11 protein-coding genes and 2 tRNA genes are annotated in these 12674 nt (G+C 65.7%); 8 read left to right on the top strand and 5 right to left on the bottom strand.

Translation table 11 applies throughout. The features are described from left to right. Window positions 1-201: 201 nt before the first annotated feature. Together FS885_RS07350 and FS885_RS07345 are read left to right on the top strand one after the other, a co-directional pair. Window positions 202-278, top strand: a tRNA-Glu gene (locus tag FS885_RS07350). Between the two features lie 258 nt (window positions 279-536). Continuing rightward, window positions 537-2963, top strand: coding sequence for a tetratricopeptide repeat protein (locus tag FS885_RS07345; protein ID WP_144744412.1), 2427 nt, complete (start codon window positions 537-539; stop codon window positions 2961-2963). A 60-nt stretch (window positions 2964-3023) separates the two neighbouring features. Here the strand turns inward: FS885_RS07345 and FS885_RS07340 are convergent. The 3 genes from FS885_RS07340 to FS885_RS07330 all read right to left on the bottom strand — a co-directional run bounded on the left by FS885_RS07340 (window position 3024) and on the right by FS885_RS07330 (window position 5025). After that, window positions 3024-3114: transfer RNA gene (locus tag FS885_RS07340), tRNA-Ser, on the bottom strand. A 193-nt stretch (window positions 3115-3307) separates the two neighbouring features. Then, entirely contained in the window at window positions 3308-4102 is a 795-nt protein-coding gene (locus FS885_RS07335; RefSeq protein WP_144744411.1) for a DeoR/GlpR family DNA-binding transcription regulator, read from the bottom strand. 122 nt (window positions 4103-4224) lie between these two features. Then, complete coding sequence (locus FS885_RS07330; protein WP_186365817.1) at window positions 4225-5025, bottom strand: DeoR/GlpR family DNA-binding transcription regulator; 801 nt, start codon at window positions 5023-5025, stop codon at window positions 4225-4227. A gap of 261 nt (window positions 5026-5286) precedes the next feature. On the opposite strand from FS885_RS07330, the gene FS885_RS07325 reads away from it, so the two are divergent. The 6 genes from FS885_RS07325 (at window position 5287) to FS885_RS07300 (ending at window position 10211) form a co-directional block, all read left to right on the top strand. Next, window positions 5287-6345: a Gfo/Idh/MocA family protein gene (locus tag FS885_RS07325; protein ID WP_144744409.1), complete on the top strand. Its 1059-nt coding sequence runs from the start codon at window positions 5287-5289 to the stop codon at window positions 6343-6345. A gap of 197 nt (window positions 6346-6542) precedes the next feature. Then, window positions 6543-7430 (top strand): class II fructose-bisphosphate aldolase, encoded by an 888-nt coding sequence (locus FS885_RS07320; protein WP_144744408.1) that lies wholly within the window; start codon window positions 6543-6545, stop codon window positions 7428-7430. 11 nt (window positions 7431-7441) lie between these two features. Further along, window positions 7442-7867, top strand: coding sequence for a PTS sugar transporter subunit IIA (locus FS885_RS07315; protein WP_144744407.1), 426 nt, complete (start codon window positions 7442-7444; stop codon window positions 7865-7867). 69 nt (window positions 7868-7936) lie between these two features. Beyond that, the gene (locus tag FS885_RS07310; protein ID WP_144744406.1) at window positions 7937-8434 is read left to right on the top strand and encodes a PTS sugar transporter subunit IIB; all 498 of its coding nucleotides are present in this window, start codon (window positions 7937-7939) and stop codon (window positions 8432-8434) included. A 65-nt stretch (window positions 8435-8499) separates the two neighbouring features. Beyond that, entirely contained in the window at window positions 8500-9327 is an 828-nt protein-coding gene (locus FS885_RS07305) for a PTS mannose/fructose/sorbose/N-acetylgalactosamine transporter subunit IIC (protein WP_144744405.1), read from the top strand. Further along, the gene (locus tag FS885_RS07300; RefSeq protein WP_144744404.1) at window positions 9324-10211 is read left to right on the top strand and encodes a PTS system mannose/fructose/sorbose family transporter subunit IID; all 888 of its coding nucleotides are present in this window, start codon (window positions 9324-9326) and stop codon (window positions 10209-10211) included. Before FS885_RS07305 ends, FS885_RS07300 begins: the two co-directional genes overlap by 4 nt. 364 nt (window positions 10212-10575) lie before the next feature. Here the strand turns inward: FS885_RS07300 and gluQRS are convergent, their stop codons facing one another. Both gluQRS and FS885_RS07290 read right to left on the bottom strand, forming a co-directional pair. Continuing rightward, a complete protein-coding gene (gluQRS, locus tag FS885_RS07295) occupies window positions 10576-11562 on the bottom strand; it encodes a tRNA glutamyl-Q(34) synthetase GluQRS (RefSeq protein ID WP_144744403.1) in 987 nt (328 codons plus the stop codon). A gap of 405 nt (window positions 11563-11967) precedes the next feature. Next, the gene (locus FS885_RS07290) at window positions 11968-12666 is read right to left on the bottom strand and encodes a CpXC domain-containing protein (protein ID WP_186365816.1); all 699 of its coding nucleotides are present in this window, start codon (window positions 12664-12666) and stop codon (window positions 11968-11970) included. Between the last annotated feature and the right edge of the window lie 8 nt (window positions 12667-12674).

Here is a 12674-nt window from a genome sequence, read left to right as displayed (position 1 = left end):
TCCGGACATGCCGTCCTCCGATCTCCCGGGGCCGGCCGATCCGGCCCTCAGGGTATCGGGTTCCCACATTCATCCGCACATGTGCGGATGAATGTGGGAGGTGTTCGGATAAAGTTGATAATCAAGGGATTTGTGCTGCCGACGCCGGCGCTCTCATCGCCGGTGCCGGTCAGGCGCGAGTCTGGTATACTCGTGACCGCTGTCCCCATCGTCTAGCGGCCTAGGACGCCACCCTTTCAAGGTGGATATCGCGGGTTCGAATCCCGCTGGGGGCACCACATACCCTCATTCCAAACCCGCGGGCCCGCCTGCGGGTTTGGTCGTTTTGAGCGCGGGACAGCGGTCCGATGCGCCCAGGCCCGGGCAGGGCGCTGGCCGCCGCGCCCGCGGGGAGCGCCCTCGTTCGGCGGCGGATTGCTACCTGATGCGAAAAAGTCGCCGCCGCGCCCGCGTGCGGGGTCCACAATGGAGCAAGCGAGTGCATGCGGCGGCAGTCCGCCGCGTATCCGGGACCTTGGCAAGGAGGTGCGTCCGCGGTGGGTGGCGAACCCTACAAGATACCCCTGCTCGCCCAGCGGAAGCGCCTGCCGGTGCTGCCCGGGCAGCAGGAGGGCGTGAGCTACGGCATGATCTGGGGCGCCTGCCCCCTGCCCGCGAACGGCTCCTGCTACGTCGTGCGCTTCGAGAGCGACGCGCAGGTGCACATCCTCGGGTACGTGAGCGACGAGGGCGAGGTCTTCGCGGCAGAGGAGCCGCTCACGCTCGCGCCGAGTTCCCGTCCCGAGCTCGCGCTCGTCCCCGACGAGCGGGGCGTATCGGGCACGGTCTACCTGAGATGCGGCGCTGCCGCGCTCGAGCCGTACAGCCGGTACCGCGGTTCGTTCAGGGGCGTCATGCGCGAGGTGAGCGAGACCGAGACCTGGAACTCGTCGCGCACGATGGGCTTCAGGGCGTTCGCGTCCTCGCTGTACCTGCGCTACTGCGTGATCGAGGCCACGCGGCTGCGCGGTGCTTCCGCCGGCGAGACCGGGCAGGCGCATGGCGGCGCCCGGCGTCCCGCGGTCTCGCTTGCCGCCGAGCCGCTGCCCCGCGAGGTCCACCTCCTCGAGGGCTTCAGGGACCTCGCGCTCCCCGATGCGCTCGAGGCGGCGCTCTTCCGCTGGCGCTCGAGCGATGCGCCCTCGGGTATCGAGCGGTTCGCCCTGCGCCTCTGCGCGCACATCGACGTCGACCGGCTGCGCGAGCTCACGGAGCGCGCCCATGTATCGCTCGCCTACATCCGCGGCATCGACAGCCTCTACCTCAACTTCGCGCGCGACGGCCTTGAAGCCGATGATATCCTCTTCCTCTTCGGGGTGGAGGCCGCGCTGAACCGAATCTGCGCGGTGGGCAGCCGCTTCGGCTCGGTGATCGAGGGCCTCTCCGCCTCGCCGGCCGAGGAGGCGTGCTCGCTCATCGACCAGCAGGTGCTTCGCGGCATGACCGCCTGGGTCGAGCGCTCGCTGGCACGGAGCGTCGCACCCAACGGCTGGGCCGAGATAGATGGGACGTCGTGCAAGCCGGGAGGGGAGTGGGACCTCCGCACGCGGTTCGCCACGCTGTGCGAGGACATGGCCGCGGTCGTGAGGCTCGAGTACGAATACGATTGCGACGCGGCGGCGGGCGTGCTCCACGTGCGCTTCAGCCTGCCCGATGCCTACGCCATGTCCCGCGAGCTCTACGATGCCGATGCGGGCGCGTGGGTCGAGCTCGAGCGTGTGCGCCGCGAGCGCATGGCCGCCGAATACGGCGCGCGCATGGTGCTCGCCTTCGCCGCCGCGGCGTTCGCCTCGAAGATCGCCCTCCGGCGCTGCACGGTGGTGGCCCGCGACCTGCGGGCTCAATCGGAGTCGAGCTACCTCTTCGAGCGCGCGGGCTTCATGGCGGCGCTCGTGCCCTTCGCGAAGAAGCTCGACGGGGCGCCGCTCGAGCGGCAGGCGGCCCTCGAGCGCATCTCCGGCCTCGCGGTGGACGAGCCGTTCGGGATCGCCGCCAGCGCGGCGCGCCGGGTCTCCCCCGCACAGGACGACAGGCCGCTTTCACCGGTGCTCCGCGACCTGCTGCTGGCCGATACCGCCTGCGAGCTCGAGGTGATGGAGAGCGGTCCCGATGAGCGCGCCGAGCGCGTCGCCGAGTTGCGCGACATCGCGCGTGACGACCCCGCCCGCGCGGAGGCCGGCCTCGTCGCGCTCATCGAGGAGCTCGAGGCGGGCTGCGCCGCGGCGGAGTTCATGAGCGACGTACCGCTCATCAGCAGGTTCTGTCAGAACCGCGTGGGGCGCGTGCTTTTGCCGCTGTGGGAGGACGACCCCGCGATGCGCATCCGCCGGGCACCCGACGCGCTCTTCTTCGCCCACCATGAGCTCGAGCAGCTCTACTTCAACGCGGGCGCCTTCGACCGGGCGCTCGACGAGGCGCGCCGCCTGCTCGACATGGCCGGCACCTCGACGCTCGCGCACGCCGCGCTCGTGAACGTGCTCGCGCGGCTGGAGCGCTATGACGAGGTGATCGAGGTCGTCAAGCACGGTCTGCGCATCGCGACCGACCGCGACTCGATCGCGTATCTACTCTACCGCGTGGCCTTCGCCTACTGGCGTATGGGCGAGCCGGAGGTGGGCATGGCGTGCTACCGCATGGTGCCCCGGGGCGAGCAGATGAGCGAGATGGCGCGCTCCGAGCTCGCGCAGCTCATGGGGGAGATGGGACGTGCCGAGGAGCCTTCGGTCGAAGAGGCCGCCGCGCTCATGGAGGGCGCCGGCATGCCCGTCCCGCCGAGCGCGGAGGCGCTCCATCAGCTCGAGGCGGCGGCGATGCTCCTTGTCGATGAGGGGTTCTTCACGCTCGCGTACGACTGCGTCTACACGCTCTGGCTGCTGCTCGGCAGCGACGAGCTCGGCGCGGTGGGTCGCTCGCTCAGGGCCTGAGGGTCGCGAAACGCGCGGACCCCGCTTGGATGGTCCAAACGGGGTCCGTGAAAACGCAGCTGGCGGAGAGCTGGGGATTCGAACCCCAGATTCCCTTGTGGGGAATACTCGCTTAGCAGGCGAGCACCTTCGGCCTCTCGGTCAGCTCTCCGTAGCAGTCACTCATATTACCGTATCCGCCCGTATCTGCACAAGATGGAAGTTGGAACTTACGCGAACTGCGTATCTGGGTAGTTGGGAGCGCCTTAGGACCGGGCACGTCCTGTGCCGGACATCGGGTTTCCGGCGATTGCAGGTGACCGGGGCACGGCGGGCGGCCGGACCGCGGCATGCGGTCGCGACCATCAGGCGTAGAGGACCTCGAGATGCGGGGCGGCCTGCGCGAGGCCCACGCGCATCTGATCGTCGACCCCCTCATCGGTCACGAGCACGTCGATGTCGGTGAGGTCCGCGGCGTGGGCGAGCGCGCTTTGGCCCATCTTGCTGGAGTCCATGAGCAGGATATGCCGGTCGGAGACCTTCATCTGCGTCTGGACCCAGTTGGCCTGCTCCATGCGGTGCGCGGTGAGGCCGTGGGCGAGCGAGAAGGCGTTGCCGCAAAGGAACGCCGTGGGGACGTGGTACTGCTCGAGCTGAGCGACGGCCTCGGAACCCTGGGCGTAGTGGTACCCCACGCGCAGGATGCCGCCGATGAGGATGATGCTGCTGTCGACGAGCTTGGCCTCGGCCTCCATGGCGACCGCCATGTCACAGGTGATGAGCGTGATGTCGCGCTTGCCGTCGAGGGCGCGCACGAGCTCCAGGCAGGTGGTGCCGGATTGGACGAGGATGGTGTCGCCGTCCGAGACGAATCGAGCGGCCGCCCGTCCGATCCGCGTCTTCTCGCGGTGGGCGACAGCGCGCGCCGCATCGAAGAGGACCTCGGTGCCGTCGGCGGAGGTGCGGATCGCGCCGCCGTGGGTGCGGCGGAGCTTGCCGAGCCGCTCGAGGGCCTTGATGTCCTTGCGGATGGTGGCAGATGAAACCCCGAAGCGCACGCTGAGGTCGTTGACGCTCACCGACGCCTCGTCCTCAAGGAGCTTGAGGATGGCATCGTGGCGTTCTTCGAGGTACAGGCTTTGATTCTCTTGTCCGCTCATGGTTCTGGTATCCGTCCGGTAGGTTGCTCGGCATCCGTTTGCCTAGCGACAATGTACCATGAAGAGCGCAGACGGCATTTCATTTTGTTTTGAATGGTGTCGAATTCGCGATAAACGCAATATCACGCGTCGGTGGGATCCGCGACCTCGACGGTGACGACCTCGACGCCCTGCTCCTCGAGTTTCGCCTTGAGCCGCGAGGATATGGTCGCCTCGGTGACGATATAGTCGACGGCGCTCACCGGCCCGATGACGCCGAGCGCGATGGCGTTGAGCTTGCTGGCGTCCGCGAGCACGAACGAGCGCGTGCTCGCCTCGATGATGCAGCGCTTCATCTCGCATTCGAGAATGTTCTGCGTGGTGAGGCCCACCTGAGCGTCGACGCCGTTGACGCCGATGAACGCCTTGTCGGCGTGCAGCTGCTTGAGCGTGTCGGTGGCGATGGGGCCCATGGTCGTGTTGAGCGACGGGCGCATGATGCCGCCGATGAGGATGACCTGGATGCGCGGGCAGGCGACGAGCTCGATGGCGATCTCGGCGGAGGGCGTGATGACGGTCAGGTCGGCAAGGTCGCTATCGCGCAGGAGATGCGCGAGCTCGCGCGTCGTGGTCGAGGCGTCGAGCAGGATCGCGTCGCCGTCCTCGATGAACCCGAAGGCCCTTCGCGCGATGGCGCGCTTCTCCGCGGGATGGAGCGTGACGAGCTCGCTCAGCGTCGACTCCACGGCCACCCGATCCTGCCGGATGCATTCGGCGCCGCCGTGCACGCGGCGCAGCAGGCCGCGGTCCTCGAGCTCCTTCAGGTCCTTCCTGATGGTGACCTCGGAGACGCCGAAGCGGTCGCTCAGGTCGGGGACGTGGACCTTGTTCTCGCGCTTGAGGATATCGAGTATGTCGTTCTTCCGCGTGTCGCTCTGCTTCATGGCTCCCTCATCCGGACGCGTCGTCTGCGGCTCCCCTCGATTGTAAAACGAAACCCGGCACGGGAAAGACGGCTCAAGATTTCGATAGAAACTCAGCTCAAAGCAGAAACTCACCGAAAACGCTTCGAACGAAAGATATAGTGCTTGAAAACGAAAGTATTTTGCGTAAGAATAGCGTAGTAACGAAACATATAGGTTTCGAACAGTATGGTTTCGAAGCATGCGGACCATACCGATGGCGCGATGCGAGAGGGGACGCATATGGAGAGGGTCCGGTTCGCCGTGATCGGCACGAGCATGATCTCGGAGAACTTCATCGAGACGCTTCGGGGTTGCCCGGATGCGCAGTACGTGGGCAGCATGGGCATGACCTCCGAGGAGTCCGTCGCCGCGACCGAGCGCAACGGCGGGACGGTCCCGTTCGCGAGCCTCGAGGAGCTCGCCGCGAGCGACGCGGTGGACGCGGTCTACATCGCCACGCCCAACGCCATCCACTACGGCCAAGCGCTGCCGCTGGTCGAGGCCGGCAAGCACGTCATGGTCGAGAAGCCGTTCTCGAGCGACGCCGCCAAGGCGCGAAACCTCATCGATGCGGCCCGCGCGAAGGGCGTGGTCGCCATGGAGGCGATGCGCCCCGTGCACGATCCGGGTATCGCGCGGATCAAGAAGCTCATGGAACGCATCGCCCCTATCCGCCGCGCGACGCTGAGATACGGCAAGTACTCCTCGCGCTACGACGACCTGCTCGCCGGCAGGCACACGAACATCTTCGACACGCATATGGCGACGGGCGCCCTCATGGACCTGGGGATCTACTGCGTGGAGACCATGGTCTACCTCTTCGGTGCACCGAAGTCGATATCGTGCTCGCCGGTCATGGTGGCCGGGCAGGAATGCGAGCTCACGCATGGCGCCATCGACGGCTTGGGCACCATCGTCGCGCGCTACGACGACAAGGTGGTGGAGCTCGCCTACTCGAAGATCTCGCAGGACCTCGCCACGAACCAGATCGAGGGCGAGCGGGGGACCATCACGGTCGAGAACATGTCCGCACCGGATGCGGGCACGCTCCATCTGCGCGGCCGCGCGGTGCGCAACGCCGCCAAGGCGACGGCGCAAAGCATCGGGGACCGCGAGGAGCCCATCGCCTTCGAGCCGTGCGACAACAACATGGTCTACGAGCTCGAGCATTTCGTAGCCTGCGTGAAGGGCGAGCGCGACGTTGCACCCTACCAGGAGGTCTCGCTCGCATCACTTGAGATTATGGACGAGGCGCGCCGCCAGGCGGGGATCGTCTTCCCGGGTGACGGCGAGGTGTAGCGCGACCGCCCGCCTCGCGTCGAGGCTATGTACGGTAAAAGCATTCGAATACTTCTGTTCGCTTACGTTTTGTTTCCTACCGTTCAGCAGATTGGCAAAAAAAGAACTAGACGAAACTTAAAAACGTTCTATTCTATGTTGTATTAGGTTCATATGAGCTCATTTGAGTTCATATTGGCAGCATCGAAAGGAGAGACATGTTAGTCAACCTGCGCGACATCTGCAAGATCGCGGAGCAGAACAACATGGCGCTCGCGGCGGTGAACGCGGCGAGCCTGGAGGCGGTCCGTGCCGCGATCGACGTCGCCGAGGAGACGGGCTACCCCATCATCATCCAGCACGCCGAGGCGCACGAGGGGCTCGTTCCGCTCTCGGTCGCCGGCCCCATGGTCACGGCCCTCGCCGAGTGCTCGAGCGCGCTCATCTGCCTGCATCTCGACCACTGCGAGCACCTGAGCTACGCCCAGCGCGCGCTCGACCTGGGCTTCACGGGCGTGATGTTCGACGGCTCCACGCTACCGTACGAGAAGAACATCGAGTTCTCGCAGGCCGCTGCCGACATGTGCGCCGCCTACGGCGCCGGTCTCGAGTGCGAGCTCGGCTCCATGGGCTCGCGCGAGGGCGGCGACTCCAACGAGGGCGGCACCGCCGAGGAGGCGGGCGCCATCTACACCGACCCCGACCAGGCCGCCGACTTCGTGGCCCGTACCGGCCTCGACATCCTCGCCTGCTCCTTCGGCACGGTGCACGGCCTCTACAAGGGCGAGCCGCACCTGTCGTTCGACGTGCTCACGAAGATCCGCGAGCGCGTCAACGTGCCGCTCGTCATGCATGGCGGCTCTGGCGTCTCGGACGAGGACTACAAGCGCGCCATCGACGCGGGCATCCGCAAGGTGAACTACTACACCTACGGCGTGAAGTACGCCGGCGAGGCCGTGCGCAAGATGATCGACGACCGCATCGCGGCGGACCCGGAGAACGTCGTGTATTGGCACGACATGACCACGGTTGCCTACGAGAGCCTGCGCGACACGTTCGAGCACATCGTCAAGGTGTTCGCCAACGGCGCCGCTCCGCTCGCCTAAGGGGGGGCGCGATGAAGAAGATCCTGATCGCGACCCATGGGCACATGGCCTCGGGCGTGAAGAGCGTCGCCAAGATCCTGCTGCGCGACGACAGCGCCATCACCGCCGTCGACTGCTATGTGGACGAGTCCGACTTCACGTCGAAGGTCCAGGAGTGGATCGACGGCGTCGAGCCCGAGGACGACGCCGTGATCTTCACGGACCTCAAGGGCGGCAGCGTCTGCAACAAGATTGCCGGCATGCATCCCGAGAAGCGCGGCATCGTGCACGTCACGGGGTTCAACCTCGCCCTCGTGCTCGAGTGCCTCATCACGGCCGACCCCATCACGCCCGAGTTCATCGACGCGGGCATCCAGGGCGCGACCGCGCTCATGGAGCGCGTGGTGCTCGAGGAGGAGGCCGCCGAGGACGAGAGCGACGACGATTTCTTCGCCTAGGCGTTTCCGTGCGCGGGCGGGATCCCGTGCGCGTCTGCATATTACGGTCACCAAAGAGAGGGGAGAGACATGATCGTACAGTTGCGAGTCGATGATCGCCTGGTCCACGGGCAGGTCACGCTCATGTGGGGCAAGGAGCTCAACACCAAGGGCATCCTGGTCGCGAACGACCATGCCGCCGAGGACAAGACCCAGGCGGCGACGCTCAAGATGGCGTGCCCGGGCGGCCAGAAGCTGCTCATCCGCACCATCGAGGACGCCATCAAGGTCGCGAACGACCCGCGCGGCGCCGATATGCGCATCTTTGCGCTCACCGATAACGTCGCCGACGCACTCGCGCTCGTCAAGGGCGCGCCCGGCAAGATCGGCAGCGTGAACGTGGCCAACGTGGGCCGTTTCGATCGTTCCGACGATTCCAAGAAGGTGCTGCTCACCACGGGCGTCACCTTGAACCCGGATGAGGTTGCCGCCGCGCGCGAGCTCTGCGAGCAGGGCATTCCCGTCATCCACCAGGTGGGTGTGACGGACGCCAAGACGCCGGTGTCCGACCTGCTCGCCAAGCTCTAGGAACGGCGCCCCGCGACCGCAAGGTCAGGCGCGGGGCACAAGATAGTGCTTCGAAAGGAGTTTGTATGGTAACCACCGCACTATTGGCGTTCTTCGCGGCGTTCTTCTGCTACTTCGTGCAGTGGACGTTCGGTCAGCCCATGATCGAGCAGCCGCTCGGCGCCGGTCTCGTCGCCGGCATCGTCTTCGGCGACATCACGACGGGCATCATGATCGGTGCTGCGCTGCAGGCCATCTTCATCGGCAGCGTGAACGTCGGCGGCGCCACCTCGGCCGACACCACCTGCGGCACGGTGCTGGCCGTGTGCTTCGTCGTGGTGAACGGCATGGACCAGGGCGTCGCGATCCCGCTCGCCGTCGCCGCGGCCATCTTCGCCAACGTGATCTACTCGCTCATCTTCAACGTGCTCATGTCCTTCTGGGCGCCCATCATCGACTGGGCCGCCCGCTCGGGCGAGGAGCGCAACGTGTTCCTGTGCCACTTCGGCGGCGCCGTCGTCATGAACGCGGCCATGGCCATCCCGACCTTCGCCGCCGTGCTGATCGGCGCTGAGCCTGCCTCGCAGCTCATGGACCTGGTGCCCCAGGCCGTGCTCAACGGCTTCAACACCGTCTCCGGCCTGCTGCCCGCCGTCGGCATGGCCCTGCTGCTCCGCATGCTCTGGGACAGCAAGATCTGCGTGTACTTCCTGCTGGGCTTCGTGCTGTTCGCCTACCTCGGCATGCCGATGATCGCCGTGGCGGCCGTGGGCGTCGTGATCATCGTGGTGACGGGCATCCGCGACTTCGAGAACCTCGACATCAAGAAGCAGATCCAGCAGCTGCGTGAGGGCGGCGTCTCCGGCGTCGGCGCCTCGCAGGCCGAGCTTGAAGAGGAGGACTTTTTCGCATGAGCAACGAACTGAACGCAACTCAGGGCCTGGAATCCACCTCGGATGACGTCAAGATCACCGTCTCCACCAAGGGCCTCTCCCACGACGACAAGAAGATGCTGCACGGTATCTTCTGGCGCTCGCTGAACATCTTCGCCATGTACTGCGGCGGCGCCCGTGCCGGTGCCTCGGGCTTCATGTGGGCGCTCTCGCCGGCCTTCAAGCGCTTCTACCACACCAAGGACGAGATGGTCGACGCCTATACGCGCCACTCCACCTGGTACAACATCACCTCGAACGTCGGCACGTTCTGCATGGGCCTCGTCGCGTCCATGGAGAAGGAGAACTCCGAGAAGGCCGACTTCGACACGCAGTCCATCGACTCGGTCAAGGCGTCCCTCATGGGCCCCATGTCCGGTATCGGCGACGCCATCTTCTGGGGCTGCCTGCGCGTGATCGCCGCCTCCGTGGGCATGGCGCTGTGCGCTGACAACGGCTCCATCCTGGGCCCGATCGTCTTCCTGCTGATCTACAACATCCCGAGCTACATCTGCCGCTGGTGCCTGACGGTCCTCGGCTACCGCGTGGGCTCGAGCTTCATCAACACGATCTACGAGAGCGGCCTCATGGGGGTTCTGACCAAGCTCGCCAGCACGCTCGGCCTGCTCATGATCGGTGCCATGACCGCATCGAACGTCAAGTTCTCGACGATCCTCTCGATCCCGGCGGGCGAGGGCGACCCCATCCTGCTGCAGAGCACGCTCGACTCGATTTTCATCGGCATCATCCCGCTGCTCTACACGCTCGGCTGCTTCTTGCTGCTGCGCAAGAACGTGAACGTCAACATCGTCATCGTGGGCACCATGGTGATCGGTCTGGCGCTCGGTTTGCTCGGCATCTGCTAGGCGCGCCGCGCGGCAGCGGAGCCGGGCCGTCCGGGGGCCCACGCGGGCCCTCGGACATCTTGGCGGTGGGTGATTATCCTCCAATCGGGTGAGCCGTAGGTGCGCAAGTCAGATACCTGCTGGTTCATGATCGTGGAAGCCCTCCCTTCCCGACGATTCTCGATGCGCCCACCGCCAAGACGCTCGAATCCTCGAAGCGGGCGCCGGTTGGCGCGTCAGAGCGGTGTTTGCCCCGGACGCGCCTCGATCAGATCGGCTCCCCGTTCTAGAGAGGCATCCGATGCATGTCCGAAAGCCCCCTCTGCACGAGGGGGCTTTCGCGTTTAGGCGGCGGGCCATGGGCTCGTGCGGCGGGACGGGCAGATTAGGCGGCGGGGCCGCGCCGCTCGTCGCCGGGGTCGATGGCCATGTTCTCGCGATGCGCGCGGATGGCGTCCCAGCTGAAGAGGCACGCGAGCTCATCTGCCGTGCGCGGCTCGGTATCGGGCGCGATACCCGTCGTGCCCGCGAGCCAGCCGAGCAGGCGCTCCGCCGTCCCGAAGCGCTCGCGCAGCCCCTCCATGTCCAGGTCACGGTCGCGCTTGGAGAGTCGGCGGCCGTCGGGCGCCATGAGGAGCGGGACGTGGGCGTAGGCGGGCTCGGGCAGGCCGAGCAGTCGCTGCAGGTAGATCTGGCGCGGCGTGGACGAGAGCAAATCGCAGCCGCGTACGACCTCGGTGACGCCCATCTCGGCATCGTCGACGACGACGGCGAGCTGGTAGGCGAACACGCCGTCGGAGCGGCGGATGAGGAAGTCGCCGCAATCGCGGGCGAGCACCTGGCGCTGCGGCCCGAATACGCGGTCTGTGAAGGCGATGACGCCGGCGGGGTCGCCTGCAGGGGGGACCATGAGGCGCGTGGCGGGAGGGCGCTCGAGCACGCGCCGCTCGACCTCGGCGGGGGAGAGCCCGCGGCAGGTGCCGCTGTATATGGGCGTGCCGTCGCTCGCGTGCGGCGCGCTCGCCGCGTGCAGCTCGGCGCGCGTGCAGAAGCAGGGGTAGGTGAGCCCGCGCTCGGCGATCGAGCGGGCTGCCGCCTCGTAGCGCTCGACGCGGTCGTGCTGGTAGAGCGGGCCCACATCCCAGGTCAGGCCGAGCCAGTCGAGGTCGCGGATGAGCAGCTCCGTCCAGGGGCCGCTCTGCGTGCGCGGGTCCAGGTCCTCGATGCGCAGCACCATGCGGCCGCCCGCCGAGCGGGCGGAGAGCCACGCGACGAGCGAGGCGTAGATGTTACCCAGGTGCATGCGGCCGGAGGGCGACGGCGCGAACCTGCCGACGACCCCGTTGCCCTGTTTGTCCGTTGCGGTATTCATGTCCGCAAGTATAGCCGAGCGGCACGTGCCATGGGCCAGGGCGTCGCCATGGCGACCGGACGGCAGGCCAAGTGATGCCTGGGGTCCTAGGACGTCTTGCATGCGGCGCCTCGTCCCAGAGCGGCGCAAGCTGTGGTTTTCTCGATTGTTCCTCGGTTAGGGACCGTGTCAGCCTCTGCTCGAGACAGTTCAAGCAAGAATACTGTGGGTTAAACTCAAAAGACCGAGTAGACCTCTCGAGCAGACACGGCTTTCCTGCAGTTTTGTGGTGGTGGCAATCGTGTCTACATGCAGCTCTGCGAATTACCCACAGTATTCTTAATCGAACGATACGGCAGCTTGCGGCATATCAGCAAAAGAGAGCGTTGCCTTGCCTCTTGCGTCCATGGAACCTCGGTTCAATAGCTAATTGTCGTTTTCCTTCTCAAGTAGAATCTGGGACGTCCAATCGCGATCGATGATGTAGGTGGGTGCAATGCGTTGCCCGAGCATCTCGACAATCTGCTCGGCCTGCATGTAGTGCTCGCGCGGTACGCTGAATGCAAGCGGCTTTGACCACGACCCGTCCGGTTGCTCGATGAACCATTCGAACTCGATCTCCTCTGCGGTGGTTTGGCCAACGTAGAGCAGGATTCCGTTGCTCATGAACTCCTCGAAATCCGTCTCGGTCTCTGCCAGTTGCTTGAGTACCAGCAATTTGAGGACTTCCATCGCGCGATCGTCGAGGCCATCGCGGAACAGCATGGCCTTTTCACGCAGGTCGTTTTGAGATGTGACGAGGCGATGCCGATAGTTCGCTTCTGCAGTCATCCTGGCGAGCATGCCGTCCGCCTGCAGCTTGTCGAGCATTCGTATGGCTTCATCGAGGCTACCCTTGTCCACGAGCTGCACCATCGCGTGCTCTTTCATGTCGTGGTAGAGACAGGGGTAGACCACATCGGTTTTGGCGCCGCAATGCGGGCAGCGGTACGTGAAAAGCGATCCGTCGATAAGCTGTTGCGCTTCATCCGGGTTGAGCACGTTGTTCAAACTCTCCCACAGGATAAATTCCCCCGTGGTGCCGCAGACGGGGCAGGTGATTTCGTGTCGGCGGGGGCGGGACATCGGGAAGC

This window comes from Enorma burkinafasonensis (genome assembly GCF_902150035.1).
GTDB lineage: Bacteria > Actinomycetota > Coriobacteriia > Coriobacteriales > Coriobacteriaceae > Enorma > Enorma burkinafasonensis.
The sequence above is the reverse complement of the archived record's forward strand: the minus strand, read 5'-3'. Positions and strand labels throughout refer to the sequence as shown.

Excerpts from the sequence above, each read along its gene's own strand:
- FS885_RS07335 (WP_144744411.1), bottom strand. The coding sequence starts at position 4,102 with ATGAGCGGACAAGAGAATCAAAGCCTGTACCTCGAAGAACGCCACGAT.
- FS885_RS07330 (WP_186365817.1), bottom strand. The coding sequence starts at position 5,025 with ATGAAGCAGAGCGACACGCGGAAGAACGACATACTCGATATCCTCAAG.
- FS885_RS07325 (WP_144744409.1), top strand. The coding sequence starts at position 5,287 with ATGGAGAGGGTCCGGTTCGCCGTGATCGGCACGAGCATGATCTCGGAG.
- FS885_RS07320 (WP_144744408.1), top strand. The coding sequence starts at position 6,543 with ATGTTAGTCAACCTGCGCGACATCTGCAAGATCGCGGAGCAGAACAAC.
- FS885_RS07315 (WP_144744407.1), top strand. The coding sequence starts at position 7,442 with ATGAAGAAGATCCTGATCGCGACCCATGGGCACATGGCCTCGGGCGTG.
- FS885_RS07310 (WP_144744406.1), top strand. The coding sequence starts at position 7,937 with ATGATCGTACAGTTGCGAGTCGATGATCGCCTGGTCCACGGGCAGGTC.
- FS885_RS07305 (WP_144744405.1), top strand. The coding sequence starts at position 8,500 with ATGGTAACCACCGCACTATTGGCGTTCTTCGCGGCGTTCTTCTGCTAC.
- FS885_RS07300 (WP_144744404.1), top strand. The coding sequence starts at position 9,324 with ATGAGCAACGAACTGAACGCAACTCAGGGCCTGGAATCCACCTCGGAT.
- gluQRS (WP_144744403.1), bottom strand. The coding sequence starts at position 11,562 with ATGAATACCGCAACGGACAAACAGGGCAACGGGGTCGTCGGCAGGTTC.
- FS885_RS07290 (WP_186365816.1), bottom strand. The coding sequence starts at position 12,666 with ATGTCCCGCCCCCGCCGACACGAAATCACCTGCCCCGTCTGCGGCACC.